Origin of the sequence: Janthinobacterium goodfellowi, assembly GCF_051380695.1 — a bacterium.
Classification (GTDB): domain Bacteria; phylum Pseudomonadota; class Gammaproteobacteria; order Burkholderiales; family Burkholderiaceae_D; genus Janthinobacterium.
This window is the reverse complement of sequence record NZ_JBNYXN010000001.1, coordinates 1,111,453-1,129,931: the sequence shown is the minus strand read 5'-3', so window position 1 is coordinate 1,129,931 and position 18,479 is coordinate 1,111,453. Positions and strand designations below refer to the sequence as shown.

General features: G+C 64.2%; 16 protein-coding genes. 5 read left to right on the top strand and 11 right to left on the bottom strand.

The window, feature by feature from the left end:
- The first annotated feature begins 30 nt into the window (after positions 1-30).
- Positions 31-570: a hypothetical protein gene (locus ACQ4WQ_RS05180; RefSeq protein WP_436495121.1), complete on the top strand. Its 540-nt coding sequence runs from the start codon at positions 31-33 to the stop codon at positions 568-570.
- A 23-nt stretch (positions 571-593) separates the two neighbouring features.
- Here ACQ4WQ_RS05180 and urtE read toward each other — a convergent pair whose 3' ends face one another.
- The 5 genes from urtE to urtA form a co-directional block, all read right to left on the bottom strand.
- A complete protein-coding gene (urtE, locus tag ACQ4WQ_RS05175) occupies positions 594-1,292 on the bottom strand; it encodes an urea ABC transporter ATP-binding subunit UrtE (protein ID WP_436495119.1) in 699 nt (232 codons plus the stop codon).
- A 2-nt stretch (positions 1,293-1,294) separates the two neighbouring features.
- A complete protein-coding gene (gene urtD, locus ACQ4WQ_RS05170) occupies positions 1,295-2,125 on the bottom strand; it encodes an urea ABC transporter ATP-binding protein UrtD (RefSeq protein WP_326455897.1) in 831 nt (276 codons plus the stop codon).
- A complete protein-coding gene (gene urtC / locus ACQ4WQ_RS05165) occupies positions 2,122-3,243 on the bottom strand; it encodes an urea ABC transporter permease subunit UrtC (protein WP_436495117.1) in 1,122 nt (373 codons plus the stop codon). Before urtC ends, urtD begins: the two co-directional genes overlap by 4 nt.
- Positions 3,240-4,826, bottom strand: coding sequence for an urea ABC transporter permease subunit UrtB (gene urtB / locus ACQ4WQ_RS05160; protein ID WP_436495115.1), 1,587 nt, complete (start codon positions 4,824-4,826; stop codon positions 3,240-3,242). The genes urtC and urtB overlap by 4 nt, the downstream gene beginning before the upstream one ends.
- Positions 4,827-4,927: 101 nt before the next feature.
- A complete protein-coding gene (gene urtA / locus ACQ4WQ_RS05155; RefSeq protein WP_436495113.1) occupies positions 4,928-6,181 on the bottom strand; it encodes an urea ABC transporter substrate-binding protein in 1,254 nt (417 codons plus the stop codon).
- A gap of 388 nt (positions 6,182-6,569) precedes the next feature.
- On the opposite strand from urtA, the gene ACQ4WQ_RS05150 reads away from it, so the two are divergent.
- Positions 6,570-6,809: a hypothetical protein gene (locus tag ACQ4WQ_RS05150; RefSeq protein ID WP_436495111.1), complete on the top strand. Its 240-nt coding sequence runs from the start codon at positions 6,570-6,572 to the stop codon at positions 6,807-6,809.
- A 170-nt stretch (positions 6,810-6,979) separates the two neighbouring features.
- Here the strand turns inward: ACQ4WQ_RS05150 and ACQ4WQ_RS05145 are convergent, their stop codons facing one another.
- Together ACQ4WQ_RS05145 and ACQ4WQ_RS05140 are read right to left on the bottom strand one after the other, a co-directional pair.
- On the bottom strand, positions 6,980-7,774 hold the full coding sequence (locus ACQ4WQ_RS05145) for a DUF4349 domain-containing protein (RefSeq protein ID WP_436495109.1): 795 nt from the start codon (positions 7,772-7,774) through the stop codon (positions 6,980-6,982).
- Between the two features lie 16 nt (positions 7,775-7,790).
- Positions 7,791-8,390: a transglutaminase-like domain-containing protein gene (locus ACQ4WQ_RS05140; RefSeq protein WP_326455891.1), complete on the bottom strand. Its 600-nt coding sequence runs from the start codon at positions 8,388-8,390 to the stop codon at positions 7,791-7,793.
- Between the two features lie 265 nt (positions 8,391-8,655).
- Between ACQ4WQ_RS05140 and ACQ4WQ_RS05135 the strand changes: the two genes are divergently transcribed.
- The 3 genes from ACQ4WQ_RS05135 to ACQ4WQ_RS05125 are packed head-to-tail and all read left to right on the top strand — an operon-like array spanning position 8,656 to position 13,885.
- Positions 8,656-9,237, top strand: a complete 582-nt coding sequence (locus tag ACQ4WQ_RS05135; protein WP_436495106.1) for a DUF2760 domain-containing protein — start codon at positions 8,656-8,658, stop codon at positions 9,235-9,237.
- The gene (locus tag ACQ4WQ_RS05130; RefSeq protein WP_436495104.1) at positions 9,234-11,102 is read left to right on the top strand and encodes an Hsp70 family protein; all 1,869 of its coding nucleotides are present in this window, start codon (positions 9,234-9,236) and stop codon (positions 11,100-11,102) included. Before ACQ4WQ_RS05135 ends, ACQ4WQ_RS05130 begins: the two co-directional genes overlap by 4 nt.
- 5 nt (positions 11,103-11,107) lie before the next feature.
- Positions 11,108-13,885, top strand: a complete 2,778-nt coding sequence (locus ACQ4WQ_RS05125; protein ID WP_436495102.1) for an Hsp70 family protein — start codon at positions 11,108-11,110, stop codon at positions 13,883-13,885.
- A gap of 1 nt (position 13,886) precedes the next feature.
- On the opposite strand, the gene ACQ4WQ_RS05120 is transcribed toward ACQ4WQ_RS05125, so the two are convergent.
- From ACQ4WQ_RS05120 to ACQ4WQ_RS05105, 4 genes are all read right to left on the bottom strand, one after another.
- Positions 13,887-14,570 carry a PEP-CTERM sorting domain-containing protein gene (locus tag ACQ4WQ_RS05120; RefSeq protein WP_436495100.1) on the bottom strand — a complete coding sequence of 228 codons (684 nt, stop codon included), beginning with the start codon at positions 14,568-14,570 and terminating at the stop codon, positions 13,887-13,889.
- A 436-nt stretch (positions 14,571-15,006) separates the two neighbouring features.
- A complete protein-coding gene (locus ACQ4WQ_RS05115; protein WP_436495098.1) occupies positions 15,007-15,438 on the bottom strand; it encodes a GFA family protein in 432 nt (143 codons plus the stop codon).
- Between the two features lie 63 nt (positions 15,439-15,501).
- Positions 15,502-17,043: a CHASE2 domain-containing protein gene (locus ACQ4WQ_RS05110; protein WP_436495096.1), complete on the bottom strand. Its 1,542-nt coding sequence runs from the start codon at positions 17,041-17,043 to the stop codon at positions 15,502-15,504.
- Between the two features lie 106 nt (positions 17,044-17,149).
- The gene (locus ACQ4WQ_RS05105) at positions 17,150-18,478 is read right to left on the bottom strand and encodes a serine hydrolase domain-containing protein (protein ID WP_414654658.1); all 1,329 of its coding nucleotides are present in this window, start codon (positions 18,476-18,478) and stop codon (positions 17,150-17,152) included.
- Position 18,479: the final 1 nt, after the last annotated feature.

Sequence of the window (18,479 nt, the reverse complement as noted above, 5' to 3'; positions counted from 1 at the left end):
ATGGGCGGAGATGTTTTGACAAGCTTGCTGATGCATCCGGTCAGCATCATCGTCTGGCTGGGCGTGCTGCTGGCAAGCACCTGCATCACCTATAAAACGGCAACGGCAAGGATGTTTTTATCGCCGCTACGCCTGCTGACTGGCTACGCTGGCGCTGTGCTGGCCTGCGCCATCCTGGCGGCTTACTCCGCTTACATTTCCCCAAGCGAAGCCAGTGCCGTATGGCACGTGCCAACGGAACGCTATCGGGAAGTACTGCAGCGGGAATTTATTTCCTCCCTCTTCCTCAGCGTCATGACGGCGACGACAGGCATCGCCCTGGTCGGCATGCCTGTCATGTTGCGTCTGGCCCGAGCCGGCCATGCACAGCTAGGCTGGATCATGATGGCGTCCGTGGCAATTTCGCTCGCATGGTCACTGCTGTTCAGTCTGGTTTTTCTCAGTAGTGCAACATTTTGGCTGAAAACGACCTTGCAGCTGATCGGCTTGTCGATTCCCGCCCACCTGTTCATTTGCGGCTGTTTCTGCCTGGGCGCCGGCGTGCCCTGGAAAACGCGCGCTCCAGCCTGAGACAGCTGCAACGCGCCTATCCTTCACACGGCCAGATGCCGCTTCACCTCCTCGCCATCCATCTGTTCCGCCTTGCCGCTGGCGACCACGCTGCCGCGCGACAGCACGATGAATTCGTCGGCCAGTTCGCGGGCGAAATCAAAATACTGTTCGCACAGCACGATGGCCATGTCGCCCCGCTTTTTCAACAAGGAAATGACCCTGCCGATATCCTTGATGACGGAAGGCTGGATGCCCTCCGTCGGTTCGTCGAAGATGATCAATTGCGGCTCAGCCAGCAGGGCGCGAGCGATGGCCAGCTGCTGCTGTTGTCCGCCGGACAGATCGCCGCCGCGCCGCTGCAGCATCTCTTTTAGTACGGGAAACAGCTCATACACGTGGGGATCGATGCGCGAGGCCAGCCTGCCCCGCTTCACCGCCATGCCCATCAGCAAGTTTTCCTCGACCGTCAGGCGCGCAAAGATGTCGCGTCCCTGCGGCACGTAAGCGATGCCCAGCTTGGCCCGTACATGCGGCGCCAGCCGGGTGATGTCGCGTCCATGGAAGACCACCTTGCCCTGCGCCACGGGCAGCACGCCCATCAGGCATTTCAGCAGGGTCGTCTTGCCCACGCCATTACGCCCCAGCAAGGCCAGGCATTCGCCCTTGCGCGCCGACAGGTCGATGCCGCGCAAGGTGTGCGAGGAGCCATAGTATTGATTTAATTGTTGCACTTCGAGCATGGTTACCTTCCCAGATAGACTTCGATGACGCGCTCGTCGGCCTGCACTTCGTCCATGCGCCCCTGTGCCAGCACGGAACCCTCATGCAGCACGGTGACGATGCCTTGCCGGGCGATTTCCGTGACGAAACCCATGTCGTGCTCGACCACCATGATCGAATGCTTGCCGCGCAATTCGTTGAGGAGTTCCGCCGTGCGCGCCGTTTCCGCGTCCGACATGCCGGCCACGGGTTCGTCCAGCAGGATCAGCTGCGGCTCCTGCATCAGCAGCATGCCGATTTCCAGCCACTGCTTTTGCCCGTGCGACAGCAAGCCGGCCGGCCGCGCCTCGTGGCCATTGAGGCGGATCAGGCGCAAGATCGCTTCGATCCTGCCCGCCTGCTCGGACGACAAACGCGCAAACAGGGTGGGCGCCACGCGCTTGTCCATCTTCATCGCCAGTTCCAGGTTGTCGAATACCGTGTGCTGCTCGAACACGGTGGGGCGCTGGAACTTGCGGCCGATGCCTGCGTGGGCGATTTGCGCTTCCGTCATGGTGGCCAGATTCATGGTCTGACCGAACCAGGCCGTGCCGGACGTGGGCCGCGTCTTGCCCGTGATGACATCCATCATCGTCGTCTTGCCCGCGCCATTCGGGCCGATGATGCAGCGCAACTCGCCCACGGAAATATCGAGGCTCAGCTTGTTGATGGCCTTGAAGCCGTCGAACGACACGCTGATGTCTTCCAGATACAAAATCGCGCCGTGCGTCGTATCGACACCCTCGCCTTTTACGCGCGCATACGTGGCGCCAGCCTCGGTGCCGGCCATGCCGGGCAACATGCGGATACTCATGCGGCCTCCTCTGCGACGGCGGCGACTTTTTTACGTTTGAGCTTGTCCAAGACACCGAGCATGCCTTGCTGCATGAACAGCGTCACGCCGATGAACAGCAAGCCCAGCGCGAACAGCCACAATTCCGGCAAGGCGGCCGTGAACCAGCTTTTCAAGCCGTTCACGGTGAAGGCGCCCACAATCGGACCGAGCAAGGTACCGCGCCCGCCCACCGCCACCCACACGACCATCTCGATGGAATTGGCCGGCGACATTTCGGACGGGTTGATGATGCCCACCTGCGGCACGTACAGGGCGCCGGCGATGGCGCACAGCACGGCCGACAAGGTCCAGACGAACAGCTTGAACCACAGCGGGTTGTAGCCAAGGAACATCAGCCGCGCTTCGCTGTCGCGCACGCCCTGCAACACCCGGCCCAGTTTCGAGCGGACGATGGCGCGCGCGCCGATCAAGGCCACCAACAGGAAGGCCAGGGTCAGCAGGAACAGCACGGCCCGGGTGGCGGGTGCCGTGATGTCATGGCCCAATATCGTCTTGAAATCCGTGAAACCGTTGTTGCCGCCAAAGCCGGTGTCATTGCGGAAGAACAAGAGCATGAAGGCATACGTCATCGCTTGCGTGATGATGGAAAAATACACGCCCTTGATGCGCGAACGAAAGGCGAAATAACCGAAGACGAAGGCCAGCACGCCCGGCACCAGCACGACGAGGGCCATGCAATACCAGAAGTGTTCCGTGAAGGCCCAGTACCACGGGTAGGTCTTCCAGTCGAGAAAAACCATGAAGTCGGGCAAGCTGCTGCGGTACTGGCCCTGGTCGCCGATGGCGCGCATCAGATACATGCCGTGCGCATACGCGCCCAAGGCAAAGAACACGCCGTGGCCCAGCGACAAGATACCCGTGTAGCCCCAGACGAGGTCCAGCGCCAGCGCAGCCAGCGCGTAGCACATGAACTTGCCCACCAGCGCCACCGTGTAGGCGGACACATGAAAGGCATGGCCTTCGGCAAACGCCAGATTAAAAATCGGCAACAGCGCCGCCAGCACGCTGCAGGCGGCAATCGCCAGCCAGACGGGCCGCGTGAACAGGCCCTGTTTGATCGGGTAGGAGGTAGTCATTCGACGCTGCGTCCCTTCATGGCAAACAGGCCCTGCGGCCGGCGCTGGATGAAAATGATGATGAATACCAGGATAGCGATCTTCGCCAGCACGGCGCCCGCCACCGGTTCGAGGAATTTGTTGACTTCGCCCAGGCCCAGCGCGGCGATCACGGTGCCGGCCAGCTGGCCCACGCCGCCCAGCACCACCACCATGAAGGAATCGACGATGTAGCTTTGGCCCAGGTCCGGCCCCACATTGCCCAGCTGCGACAAGGCCACGCCGCCCAGGCCCGCGATGCCGGAACCGAGTCCGAAGGTCAGCATGTCGACCTTGCCCGTGGCCACGCCCACGCAATCGGCCATGCGGCGGTTTTGCGTGACGGCCCGCACGAACAGGCCCAGGCGTGTCTTGTTGAGGATCAGCCACACGGCCACCACGACGATGACGGCGAAGGCGATGATGGCCAGCCGGTTGTACGGCAGCACGAGGCCGCCCAGTACCGTCACGCCGCCCGACATCCAGGCCGGATTGGCCACTTCCACGTTTTGCGCGCCGAATATCGTGCGGACCAGCTGCATGAGGATCAGGCTGATGCCCCAGGTAGCCAGCAGGGTTTCCAGCGGCCGCCCGTACAGCCAGCGGATCACCGTGCGTTCGAGCGCCACGCCCACCAGGCCGGCAACAAAAAAGGCGGCCGGCAAGGCGGCCAGCAGATACGCATCCTGCAGGCCAGGCAGATAGGCGCGGAAGAACAGCTGGCATAAATACGTCGTGTACGCGCCTATCATCAGCAATTCGCCATGCGCCATGTTGATGATGCCCATCAGGCCGAAGGTGATGGCCAGGCCCAGCGCGGCCAGCAGCAGCAAGCTGCCCAGCGAGATGCCGTAAAACACATTGCCGGCCAATTCCATGCGCGCCACTCTGCCCTTGATCTGGCGCATGGTGTCGATGGCGGCCAGCTGCACGGCTTCATCCGGCTCGCCGCCTTGCTCCAGCATGGCTTGCAGCACCGGCAGCAGGCGGGCATCGCTGCTGCCCGCCAGCGCCTGCACGGCGGCCTTGCGCGTGGCGGCATCGGGCGCATGCAGGTTGGCGCTGGCGATCAGCAGCTGCAATATCTGCTGGATCTCGCCATCGCTTTCCCGCGCCAGCGCGGTGCGGATCAACGGAAGCTGGGCGGGGTCGACCGCCTTTTGCAAGGCTTGCGCGGCGGCCAGCCGGGCGCTGCGCTCCGGCGCCAGCAGCTGCAAGCCCGACAAGGCGCCCGCCACGGCCGCGCGCAAGCGGTTGTTGACCATCACGCCATCGAGGCCTTCCGGCAGCGGCACGTTCTGGCCGATGACAGGGTCAACCGCCTGCTCGCCGTCAACGATGTACACCTTGCCGTCGGGCGCGGCGTATAAAGTGTCGTCCTGCAGCGCCTGCAGCACCTTGGCGGCCTCGGGCGTGGCCAGGGCGGCGATCCGGGCGACGGCGGCGACCCTGGCGTCGGGGTCGTCGCCGGACAGCGGTGTGAGCAGGTCGGGAGGGATGGCGGCCTGCGCCAGCGAGGATAAAAACAGGCAGGCGAGAACCACCAGTTTGAGGAGAAGCTGCATGTGCGTTCCAAAGAATGACTGCACGGGGGCGTATGCTGCCCCCAAAGGCGACGACTGGGGTCGGACACCCCGGCAGTTGCTGCTGGGTTAAATATCAGCGCCTACAGCTTCTGCTTGCCCTCATTACCCTTGATATACGGGCTCCACGGCTGGGCGCGTATCGGTTCCTTGGTTTTCCACACGACATTGAATTGCCCATCGGCCTTGATCTCGCCGATCATCACGGGCTTGTGCAAGTGGTGGTTCGTTGCATCCATGGTCAGGGTGAAGCCCGATGGCGCCTTGACGCTCTGGCCCGCCATGGCGGCGATCACCTTGTCCGTGTCCGTCGATTTCGCCTTTTCCACGGCTTGCGCCCACATGTGGATGCCGACATAGGTCGCTTCCATCGGGTCGTTCGTTACCACCGAACCGGCGTTCGGCAGCTTTTGCGCCACGGCGTACGCCTTCCACTGCTTGATGAAGGCCGTGTTCACGGGATTTTTGACGGATTCGAAATAATTCCATGCCGCCAGATGGCCAAGCAAGGGTTTGGTATCGATGCCGCGCAGCTCTTCCTCGCCCACGGAAAACGCGACGACGGGCACGTCCGTGGCTTTCAGGCCCGCATTGCCCAGCTCCTTGTAGAACGGCACGTTCGAATCGCCATTGATGGTGGAAATGACAGCCGTCTTGCCGCCCGTGGAAAATTTCTTGATGTTGGCGACGATGGTTTGATAATCGGCATGGCCGAATGGCGTGTAGACCTCGCTGATGTCGCTGTCCTTGACTCCCTTGCTTTTCAGAAAGGCGCGCAGGATCTTGTTGGTGGTGCGCGGATACACATAATCCGTGCCCAGCAGCACGAAGCGCTTGGCGCCGCCGCCATCTGTGCTCATCAGGTATTCGACGGCGGGAATCGCCTGCTGGTTCGGCGCCGCGCCCGTATAAAACACATTCTTTTCCAGTTCCTCACCCTCGTATTGCACGGGGTAAAACAGCAGGCTGTTGAGTTCCTTAAACACAGGCAACACCGACTTGCGCGACACGGACGTCCAGCAGCCGAACACGACAGCCACCTTATCCTGCGCCACCAGCTGTCGCGCTTTTTCCGCAAACAGGGGCCAGTTCGACGCCGGGTCGACGACGACGGCTTCCAGCTTCTTGCCCAGCACGCCGCCCTTGGCATTGATTTCGGCAATCGTCATCAAGGCCACGTCTTTCAGCGACGTTTCGGAAATGGCCATGGTGCCCGAGAGCGAGTGCAAAATGCCCACCTTGATCGTATCGGCGGCCAAGGCTGCCTGCATATAAGTGGACGTGGCCAGGGCCAGTGCGCCGGCGGCGGCCGCTTTCAGGATGATGCGTCGTGACATGGGAACTCCTGTAATGTATTCGTGGGGGACGGACTGGGCATACGATGTTGTTAAAGCAGAATGCATGCCAGGCATTGGCAAATGCAAGCGCCGCTGGGCAACGACGCGGATGCGCGAAGTCCTTCCCCTGTTTTGGTGCGGCGGCGCCATTTTCTGGTGAACGGCGACAGACAGGACGGCAATACGGCAGGTAATGGTGCAGCTGGCATGCGCCTCACGTGGCACGGCCATTGAACATATTATTTTGCAGCAAATATTAATCAAAAAAACAATTGAGCCTTATTGATAACTGCATTAAGATGGAATCACAACATGTCGCGTTTCCGATGACATGCAAAAAAAATAAAGCCATCCCCTCTTTGTACTTAAATAAGGTTAAATTTCGTCCATGAAAAAGATGCTTTTGAGTTTATTTTCGCTTTCTCTATTAAGCGCTTGTGCTTCTTCGCCCATGCCAGCGGGAACGACAACCAATGAAGTTGCCTATGAGGTGGACGAAGCCGTTACAGGCAGCAATATCAAAAAGCGTCTGAGAAAAGGCAACGACGTGATATCGGTGGTCAGTAAAGATGAAGTCGATGATTATCGACAGCAAATGCCGGCACAGCCAGCGGCAAGAGGCTTTTAAGGCGCCAGGATTATCTCCCGCCTATTTTGCAATAGATCTGTTCTGTATCAAAAGGGAATTACCCGCATCCTTCCCTGAAAATAAAAAAGCCTGCCTGCGTACCCAGATTCAATCTCAGTAACGCCGACAGGCTCTTTTATTACGATGCAATCGCGTGATATTCAGTCGTTTCAGCGCGTGATGTTTGCGGATTTACCTCTCAAGCGGCGCCAGCCCTTGCGGCCCAGCGGGAACAGCAGCACGAACGCCACCAGCCACGGCAGGATGTAGGCCATGGCCGTGATGGCGTTGGCCACGCCTTCCGACAGGTTGTCCGTGAAATTGCCCAGCGCGCGCTTGACGGGGCGCCAGAACGATTGCTTGCCTTCGGCGCTGATGGCCACGTTCAGCAAGTCCGTGTCGATGCGCTGCATCAACAGCGCATTGGCCGCCGTCGCCTGCTCCAGCTCCACTTGCACGGTGGCCAGCTCCTTGGTCACCTTGATCAGCGCATCGACATTCGCGCCCGAGCGCTTTTCCAGGTCCTGCAATTGCGCCTGGTACTGTTTCAGCATCTCCAGGCGCTTCTTGCTGTCGAGCACAGGACGGCCCAGGTCTTCCACCTTGGTGCCCTGGCTGGTGACGTCGCCTTCGGCCGCGACCAGCGCGACGAGCTTTTTGATGCCGGCCGGCTTGGCGCGCATGCTGATGCGTGCGTGCACGTAACGGCCGCCGTCGATGCTGGAATCGAGCAGCAGACAGCCGTTTTCCGTATCGGCCTTGCAGGCGGCGACCACTTTTTCATACAGGGGCCGCACTTGCGCCTCGCTCGTATCGACGCTGACATTATGTTCATAGGCAAGAAACTCGCTGCCTTTTTCCTTGCCATCGAGACGCGCGGCGCTCGATTGCCCGCCGCTCTCGCCCTTGCCGCCGCAACCGGCCAGCAGCAACAGGCCGAACAGACCAAGATACACTTTTTTCATGATTTCTTTCTTCGAGTTATTTGTGCTGCGGCAGCAGTTCGATATCGGGCAAGTGCGCCGCCACATCCTGCACGGTCGCATGGCCGGTCAGCGAGGCGATCACCTGGGGCAGCGGTGCCGGCCAGATTTCCGGCAAATCGCGCTCTTCCGGCGCCAGAACGGGAAAGGCCAGCTGTTCCTGCGGCGGCGTGAAGGCGGCGGCGACACCGGGCTTGTTGCCGCGCGCATCGATGCGGTACCAGCCAAAATCCTGCAGATACACGGCGTTCAAGCCATGCAGGCAAAACGGCGGGCCCGCTTCCCCCACGGCCAGGCGCTGGTAGCACAGGCCAGCGGGGATGCCATTGGCGCGCAGCAGCGCGGCCAGCAGATGGCTCTTCGCATAACAATATCCCGTGCCATGCTGCAAGACGTCGGACGCGCGGCAGGTGACGGGATTGCGCCGGTAATCCCAGCTGTGGGCGATCTCGTCGCGCACGAAGGCAAAGCAGCGGGCCGCGACGACGGCGTCGCCCACGGCGCCTGCCGCCAGTTCGGCCGCCTTGGCGCGCACGGCCGGATGATCGCTGTCGATATACAGGCTGCTGCCTAGATAAGGGGAGAAGTCGGTAGTCATGGCATAAAGGCAATGCGAAAAGATAATGCGCGATTCTAGTCGAAACGGCGCAACATTCAGCGTTTCTTTGCGCAGGAACAAAGAAAATCCACGCGTCAGGCTCGCTGCGCGGGGGCCGGCGACTTTGGCGCCGGCCCGGTAGCTGGTATCATGCGGGCAAACGCAGCCGGCCCTATTGGCCCGGCACATGCACTACCCTGCGAAGCGGCCCCGCCACCCGGCGCGCCGCCGACGCCTCCCTACAGATCAGAGAAACGAGTTCCCTATGAGCGCTTCATCGTCCCACCCATCGTTCTGGCGCAGAGTCCCGCTGGCCTTCGGCGCCTTCTTCAGCACCCTGTCGGACGCCGCCTATGCGGCCCGCGTGGAAAAACTGTCCCTGCCCGAGGCCGCCCCGGTAGCGCCCGTGGCCCCTGCTCCGGCGCCCGTGCCGACGCCGGCAGCCGCCCCCGTCATTTTGAAAGAAGCGACGCCGGACGCGGCCCTGCAATTGCTGGCCCTGCTTCAACGCGAAGCGCGCTTGATCGACTTTACCCAGGAAAACCTGGGCAGCCATGCCGATGCCGACATCGGCGCGGCCGCCCGCGTGGTGCATGAAGGCTGCGCCAAGGTCATGCGCGAATATTTCACCATCGACGCCGTGCGCCAGGAAGCCGAGGGCAGCCGCATCGTGCTGCAGGAAGGCTTTGATTCGGCCAGCGTGCGCCTGACGGGCAACGTGGTCGGTTCCGCGCCATTCACGGGCACCCTGAGCCACCGCGGCTGGCGCGCCTCCAGCGTGCGCCTGCCGAAACTGAGCGAGCAGCACGACGCCGCCATCCTGGCACCGGCCGAGGTGGAACTGTGAACGACGCAACGAACAACACCCCGCGCTACGCCATCGGCATCGACCTGGGCACCACCCACAGCGCCCTGTCGTATGTGAACCTGGTCGAGAGCGACGGCGAAAAGTCCAGCCACGGCGTGCTGAAAGTGCCGCAACTGTCGGCGCCCGGCACCGTCGAAGAATTGTCGCTGCTGCCCTCCTTCGTCTACCTGCCGCACGCCGATGAAGTGGCGGCGGGTGACCTGGCCCTGCCCTGGGTCACCGAGGAAGCCGAAGCGCCGTTCGTCGTGGGCGAAATGGCCCGCAGCCGCGGCGCCACCACGCCGATCCGTCTGGTGTCGAGCGCGAAAAGCTGGCTGTGCCACCCGGGCGTGGACCGCCGCGCAGCCATCCTGCCGAACGACGCGCCGGCCGAAGTGGCGCGCATCTCGCCGATCACGGCCGCCACGCGCTACCTGACGCATTTGCGCCAGGCCTGGGATAACGCCCACCCGCAAGCGCCGTTCGCCGAGCAGGAAATCACGGTGACGATACCCGCCTCGTTCGACCCGGCCGCGCGCGAGCTGACGATGGAAGCGGCGCAGGCGGCCGGCTACACCTCGCTGACCCTGCTGGAAGAGCCGCAGGCGGCCCTGTACAGCTGGATACAGACCAGCGAAGGCCGCTGGCGCAAGGAAGTCAAGCCGGGCGACATCATCCTCGTCGTCGACGTGGGCGGCGGCACCAGCGACTTTTCGCTGATCGCCGTCCTGGAGCGCGACGGCGTGCTGGAACCGCACCGCGTGGCAGTCGGCGAACACATCCTGCTCGGCGGCGACAATATGGACCTGGCCCTGGCCCATCTGGTGGCGCGCAAGCTGGCCGCCAACGGCACCCAACTCGATGCCTGGCAAATGCGCGCGCTGACCTACGGCTGCCGCAGCGCCAAGGAAAGCCTGCTGGCCGACAGCGGCCTCGATGTGGCACCGATCGTCGTGCCGAGCCGCGGTTCGAAACTGATCGGCGGCTCCATCCGCACGGAACTGACGCGCGCGGAAGTGTCGACTTTCATTCTCGACGGCTTCTTCCCGCAGGTGGAAGCGTCGAGCCGCCCCGCCGTGCGCACGCGCGCCGGCCTGACGCAACTGGGCTTGCCGTATGCGCAGGACGCGGCCATCACGCGCCACCTGGCCGCCTTCCTGGGCCGCCAAGTGGCGGCAACGGCCGAACTGGAAGGCTTCGCGGGCCGCCAGGCGGAAGGCGCCAGCTTTTTGCATCCGACGGCCGTGCTGTTCAACGGCGGCGTCTTCAAGTCCGACTTGCTGGTGCAGCGCATCATGGCGACCGTCAACGACTGGCTGTACATGGAAGGCGCGGAACCGGCGCGCATGCTGGCCGGGGCCGACCTGGACCTGGCCGTCGCCCGTGGCGCGGCCTACTACAGCTACGTGCGGCGCGGCCATGGCGTGCGCATCCGCGGCGGCACGGCCAGCGCCTTTTATGTGGCCATCGAATCGGCCATGCCCGCCATTCCCGGCATGGAACCGCCGATCCAGGCCCTGTGCGTGGCGCCGTTCGGCATGGAAGAAGGCAGCGAGCTGGAACTGCCGGGCCAGCAATTCGGCCTCGTCGTGGGCGAACCCGTGCACTTCCGCTTCTTCGCCTCGTCCACGCGCCGCAACGACCAGATCGGCGATTTGCTCGACTTCTGGGGCCCCGATGAATTGCAGGAGCTGAGCGAAATCCAGGCGACCCTGTCCGCCGAAGGCCGTCAGGCCGGCGACGTCGTGCAAGTCAAGCTGCACGCGCGCGTCACGGAAGCGGGCACGCTGGAACTGCTGGCCGTTTCCCCTGACGGCGCCGAGCGCTGGAAAGTGGAATTCGACGTGCGCGGCACGCCGCAATAAGCGCCATGGGCAGCACTGCGGGCAAGCCGGCCTTCCTGGTCGGCATCGACCTGGGCACCACCAACACGGTAGTGGCGTACGCCAATGCGGCCAAAGCGGCAGATGGGCAGGCGGACATCGAGCTGTTCGCCATCGAGCAGCTGGTCGCGCCCGGCGAAGTGGGCGCACGCCCCCTGCTGCCCTCCTTGCGCTACCACCCCGCCGCCGGCGAACTGGCGGCGGGCGATTTGCAGCTGCCGTGGCCGCAGCAGGACGTTGAGCATGCCGTGCTGGGCGCCTTCGCGCGCCAGCTCGGCGCCCAGGTGCCGGGCCGGCTCGTTTCCAGCGCGAAGAGCTGGCTGTCGCATGCGAACGTGGACCGCCAGGCGCCGATTTTGCCATGGGGCGCCGATGCCGACGTGGCCAAGGTGTCGCCCGTGGCGGCCAGCGCCAGCTACCTCGCCTACGTGCGCGCCGCGTGGAATCACCGCTTCCCGCAGGCGCCCCTCGAACAGCAGGAACTGGTGCTGACCATCCCCGCCTCGTTCGACGAGGGTGCGCGCGCACTCACATTGGAAGCGGCGCGCATGGCGGGCTTGCCCGCACTGCGGCTGGTGGAAGAGCCGCAGGCCGCCTTTTATGACTTCCTGCAGCGCCGGCGCGCCACCTTGCGCGCAGACTTGTCCAATACGCGCCGCATTTTGGTGTGCGACGTGGGCGGCGGCACCACCGATTTCAGCCTGATCGACGTGGCCTTCGATGACGACGGCGCACCGCAGCTCACGCGCAGCAGCGTGGGCAACCACCTGATCCTCGGCGGCGACAATATGGACCTGGCGCTGGCCCACCTGGTGGAAACGCGCATGGCGGCAGGCAGCGAAGGCGGCATGAAGCTGTCCGCCGCGCGCTTGTCGCAGCTGATGGAACGCTGCCGCGCCGCCAAGGAACTGCTGCTCTCCAGCGATGCGCCCGAGAGCGCCACCGTGACTTTACTGGGCGCGGGATCTCGCCTGATCGGCGGCAGCCGTTCCGCCGACGTCACGCGCGAGGAAGTGGCGGCCATGGTGGTCGACGGCTTCTTCCCGAAAGTTGAGCAAAACGATACGGTGAAAAAGGGCCGTGCCGGCATCGTCGCATTCGGCCTGCCGTATGCGCAGGACGCGGCGATCACGCGCCACCTGGCCAGCTTTTTGCACCAGCAACAGGGCGAGCTGCCCGACACCCTGCTGCTGAACGGCGGCGTGTTCCGCGCCGACGCGCTGGCGCGCCGCCTGGCCGAGACGCTGGCGCACTGGCGGGGCCAGCCCCTCACCATCCTGCATAACGATAACCCCGACGTGGCCGTGGCCCGTGGCGCCGTCGCCTACGCGCTGGCGCGACGGGGCCAGGCGCCGCGCATCGGCGGCGGCTCGCCGCGCAGCTATTTCCTCGTGCTGGGCGAGCCGGGCAAGGATCATCGCGCCGTCTGCATCCTGCCCCGCGGCAGCGCCAGCGGCGAGGAAATCCGCCTGACCGAGCGCCTGTTCGCGCTGCGCCTGGGCCGGCCCGTGCGCTTCCACTTGGCGTCATCGATCGCGGAAACGGGCACGCCGCCCAGGCTGGGCGACATCGTCGACCTGGCCGAGGGCGAGTACCTGCGCCTGCCGCCGCTGGCCAGCGTGCTGCATGCCAGCGACGCAGGCAACGACAAGCGCGAAATCGCCGTGCAGCTGGCCACCGTGACGACGGAAGTGGGCACCCTGGAAGTACACTGCGTGGCCGAAGCCGATGCGGGCCAGCGCTGGCTGCTGGAATTCCAGCTGCGCGGTGAAGAGGAAACGCAGGCCGAAACATCCAGCGTGCCGCCGCGCGTAAAGGATGCCATCGAGAAGATCGAGCGCATCTTCGGCGGCAAGGCGCAAAAGGTCGAGACCAAGGAAGTACGCCAGCTGCGCCAGCACCTGGAACGGGGACTGGGCGGGCGCGAGAGCTGGGACACGCCCTTGCTGCGCCAGTTGTTCGACGCCCTCATGCTGCGCGCGCGTGGCCGGCGCCGCTCCGCCGAACATGAGCGAGTGTGGCTGAACCTGGCCGGCTACTGTCTGCGGCCCGGCTATGGCGACGCGCTCGACCCGTGGCGCATCGAGCAGCTGTGGGCACTGTTCGACGCGGGCGTCCAGCATCACAAGGACAACCAGGTGTGCGCCGAATGGTGGACCCTGTGGCGCAGGGTCGCCGGCGGCTTGAGTTCGGCGCAGCAGCTGCGCCTGCTCGACGACTTCGCCTTCAACCTGCAAGCCGATGCGGCCCAGCGCGGCAGCCGCCCCGTCACCCTGGTGAACGGCAGCGACGACGACATGCTGCGCCTGGGCGCGTCGCTCGAGCGCATCCCCGGCGCCTACAAGGCGGAAGTGGGCGCCTGGCTGCTGAAACGCCTGCAAAAGGCCGGCAAGAAGGAGGAAGCGGCGGACACGAACACGCTGTGGGCGCTGGCCAGGGTCGGCGCGCGCCAGCCCTTCCACGGCAGCGCGCACGAAGTGGTCGACAGCGCCACCGTGGCCGAATGGCTGGCCGTGCTGCTGGCGCTGGACTGGAAAAAGGTGGAGCCAGCGGCGTTTGCCGCCGCCCACCTGGCGCGCATGACGGGCGACCGCTCGCGCGACATCGCCGACGAACTGCGCGCCACCATCCTCGCCCGCCTGAAAGCCGTCGGCGCGCCGCCCCTGTGGCAGGCGATGGTCAGCGAAGTGACGCAACTGGATGAAACAGCTACCCGGCGCATGCTGGGCGAAGCGCTGCCGCCGGGCTTGAAGCTGATCAGCTGAATCAGGCTGGCGCGCCGCTGCGCGCCCCACGGCGGCGGCGCAAGCCGGCTGCGCCGCACAGGGCCAGGCCGGCCAGCAGCATCGCATAGGTGCCGGGTTCCGGTACGGGCGATGTGAAAATGGTCAGGGTCGGATTGACGAAGCGGTAACTCGCATAGGCAGGAAGGCTCACGTCAAAGCTGTAGTCGGGGCCGTTCATGCGATATTGACCCAGCTGTGCATCGACATAGCTCATGCCGCTGATAAACATCGTGAACGGGTCCGTCAACGACAACCCCATTCCTTGCAGCAATATGTTCTGCGTGCCGTCCAGGCTTTCTTGGCGGAATGACTCGCCCGCGATGCGCTGCCCATGCGGCCCGGTCAAAGCGCTGGCTTCCATCGATCCACTGTTGCGCGCGTTGCCAGGCTGAACCATGCTGGCGCCAGGGGGCGCCTCGGCGACCTGCAGCACGCCTACCAGCGTGGCGGCAAAGGAAAAGCCCGTCACGCGATACCCGTTACGCACGCTGATATCGAACACGCCCGTGTACAGATCGCCATTCGACGTGCTGGTTCCCTGCGTATCCATGCTGAGGCTGCTGGCCAGGCTCGTCATGCCCAGTTTCGTCACGCCACCGGCATGGGACAACAGGGTCACCTTCTGTGCCTGCGTATTGCCATTGTATTCAGGATACTCCGTCATCAAAAAATTGCTGGTTTGCAAAGGTTGCATCGTTGCCTGGGCGTGCGCCGCGTGCATCGATGCAGCGGCCAGCATCGCGGTCAAAAAACACAGCTGTTTTCGTATCAGGTTCATTTGTCGGCTTTCGCGGAAAGGGAAGTGAGCACCTGCGGCGCAGATGATGCCTCACATGAAATTATCAAAAAATCATTTTAAATTAGTAAATAAATAAAAACAACAGTGTTTTTAAAATTTACTAAAAGATAATTCCACCTTCCGGCCCGGCCCTGCCATTTCCAGGGGATTTACAGAAGCGTAGGTCCGATTGACGCAGCATAATCCGACAATGCGTTGGTCAACCGGATACCCGAATTCGTCGTGGAAGACGCGCTGGCAGGCCTGTGCGCCATCACCGTTTAAATCGGCGCCAGCAGCACGTCGGATTATGCCCGCTGGGCTAATCCGACCTACTCGCCTTCCCTCCAGGCGGCTCCTCTTCGCTGCGCGAGCCGCGATAGCGCGGCAAGCCATCATTGAGCTTCACCCACTCCAGTTGCGTGCCCGTATAGATATGGCTGTGCGGCGGCAACTGTTCGGGATGGTCCAGGCTGCAGGTGGTCACGTCGACTTCATCGGGATAGGCACTGTCTTCAAAGGTCAGCTGCGTGCCGCAGCGGGGACAAAAGCCGCGCGTGCCATGAACGCTGGACGCATACGACATCGCTTGCCCCTGCAGCCAGCGGAAGTGCGCCCGTGGCACGCTGAACCAGGCGACAAACGGCGCGCCCGACGCGCGGCGGCACACGGAACAGTGGCAGGCGCTTTGATGAAAGCTGTCCGCGCCAGCGTCATAGCGGACCTCGCCGCATAAACATCCTCCCGTCAGCATGGCATCCTCCTGCAATATGAAAAAGGCGCCCAGTTTAGCGCCGCCGCGGCGCCACGGTTTGCGCTAGATCACGGCGACGAGCAACAGCACCACCGCCAGCGGCGCCTGCACCAGCACGATGCCGGGATGCGTGCGGCGCAGCTGGGCCCAGACGGACAGGCCCGGCACTGCCTCGTGCGGATGGTGGGCTTCGTCGCGCAGCGACATCGCGTGCAGGAACATGCCGGCGATCAGGGGGCCGGGGTTGACCCACCAGCCCTGCTCGAGCAAGCCGCGCGACAGGTAGATGGCCAGCGCGCCGATGACGAACGGCGAGGCCCACACCAGCGCCAGCATCAGGCGGATGCCATAGAATTCCGCCACGGTGCCCATGCGGTGCAGGCGGCTGAAATCGTGGTCTTCCATGCGCTTGTCGATGGCCAGTTCGGCGCGGCCGTACAGGGTCCACAGGCCGCCGAACAGGCAGCCCAGCAGCACGCCGATGACGATGTCGGCCGCGAACACCGCATATTTATTGACGTCGGCCGTGCCGATGCCCAGCGACGTGTGGGCGGCCGCGTGCAGGTGCAGGCCCGCCTGCTCGCCTTCGGCCGTCGTATAGCGGTCGCGCACGTCATACGTGCTGCCGATGTACACGACGTGCTTGCGCGGCGCCCCGGCATCCACGCCGGCCAGTCCATCGATCAGTTTGACGCGCGTGCGCGTGGGGTTCAGGAATGCCGGCGCCACGGCGGCCGGGTGAAACGGCGCGGTGACGGCGTTCTGTTCGGCCGCCGCCCTGGCGTCGCCGTGGATCACGGGTGCGAACGCCCAGCGCGCCAGCTCCTTTTCGCTGCCCGTGCGCTGCGCCAGCTGGCACACGCGGCCGGCCAGCGCCACCACTTCCTTTTGCTCGGACAGGATGGCCGGCATGGGCTGTTTCTGCTCCTGCTCGTCGGCGCCATGCGCCAGCTCGAAGGCCACGGCCGCCAGCACGGGGCTTTTCAGTTCGATGCGCGTGACGGCGCCCATGCGCTCGCGGATCTGCGGGCTGGCGAAGTGGATGCCGGCCGCGCAGCGCGCGCGTATCCATGCCAGGTTCGCGTTCCGGTCCGATTGCTCGGGCAGGATCAGCACCAGTTGCCGGCCGTCGGCGGCCAGCCGGTCGAGCAGGCGGTCGAGCGGCCGTTCGCCCGCCTTGTGCTGTTCATACACGGCCGGCGCCAGGTCCAGGTCGATGGCCAGCACCTTGCTGCCGCGCGCGGCGGCGCTGGCGATCACTTGCTCCAGGCGCGTGCGTTCCAGCGGTTCGCGCTCGTCGAACACCTGTTCGAACGCGGGCTGGTCGATCTCGATGATGCCGGGCCGGTAGGCGGCGCCCGGGTCCTTGCCGCGGTTCAGCAGTTGCCCCTGTTCCGCGCTGGCGCGCAGCATGGCCGCATCGAGCCATTCGAGCACGTGAAAACCTTCCAGCGCCAGCATCAGCGCGGCGATCAGGCTGGCGCCGATCACGTGATGCAGCAGATGCGTGCCCGTCAGCTTGAAGGCGGAGCCCAGCTGGGCGACCGGCCACAGCAGGCGCCGCCACAGCGGGGCGCGCGGTTGTTCCTGCTGGCTGGTTTCCACGGTGCGTTCCCTTCGCGTGCGTCACATGAATTATCATTAAAGCAACAAATAATGACGAAAGGATAGTATATTGCAGTTGTGCCCGTTCAGCCGCACTGCTGGCAGCCTACTTCGGCTTGGCCAGCAGCAGCTTGCCCAGCGCTTCGAAGGCCGGCGTGGTGGTCGGGTCGTTCGCCGCATTGGCCGCCGTCGGCGTCGAGGCGAAACGCACGATCACCATTTCCGCCTTCGGATCGACATAGATGCGCTGGCCGTACACGCCGCGCGCCATGTAGGCGCCATGGTCGTTATGCGTGACCCACCACATGTCGCGGTAGCTCCAGCCCTTGAGCAGATCGTAGCCGCCCTTGGCGAACAGCTGCTTGTCGCCGCCACGGCGGATATCGTCGACGGCCGCCTTGGGCAAAATCTGCTGGCCGTTGTAGCGGCCATCGTTGCGCAGCATCTCGCCGAAGCGGGCCAGGTCGCGCAAGCCCGCATTCAAGCCGCCGCCGGCAAACGGCGTGCCCGTCGAATCGACCGTCATGTAGGCATCCTGCTCGGCGCCCAGCTTCTGCCAGACATGCTCGGACAGGTAGTCGTTGACGTTCTGCCCCGTGACACGGGCGATGATCCAGCCCAGCACGTCGGAATTGACCGTGCGGTAGCCGAACGCCTCGCCATGCCGGCCCTCGTGCTGCACCGTTTGCAGGTACTCGAAATAGCTGCGCGGCCCCGTGTAATCCTTCGGCTTGGGCAGCGGGCTGCCGGCCGCCGCGTGCTGCCACACTTCCGCTTTCGGGTCCGCATAATCTTCGCTGAATTTCAGGCCAGTGGTCATGTCGAGCACCTGGCGCACGGTGGCGTCGCCAAACGCGGACTTGGCCAGTTCCGGCACATACTCGGCCACTTTTTTACCAGGATCGAGCTTGCCTTCGGCCACCAGCGCCGCGCCGATGGTGCCCATGACGGATTTGGTCACGGACATGGCGCCGTGCTGGCCGCTTTCCTTGAGCACGCCGAGGTAACGTTCATACACGATGCGCCCCCGGTGCAGCACCACGATGCCGTCCGTGTAGTTGGCGCCCAGCGACTGCTCCCAGGTCATCGTGTCCTTCGCGCCCAAAGGCGTGAAGCGCAGGCTGTCGATATCCGTGCGCAGCGCGCGTTTCAAGGGCACGGGTGCCTTCAAGCCGCGCGAGACGTCCACCGTCGGCATCAGCTGGCGGAAGTGCGACACGCTCCAGCGCAGCTGCGGGAAATTGAAATAGCTGCCATCGTCGAAACGGATGATCTTGTCGGCCGGTGGCGGCGCGCCCACCATCCATTGCAATGCGGCCGGATCGCTGGCGGCGGCCGACAGCGGCGCCGTCGCCTCGGCCGCGTGGGCGCCGGCGGCCAGCGCCAGGCAGGCGGCGGCCAGGGCCAGGCGTTTCATGCTGGGAAAATCGTTCATG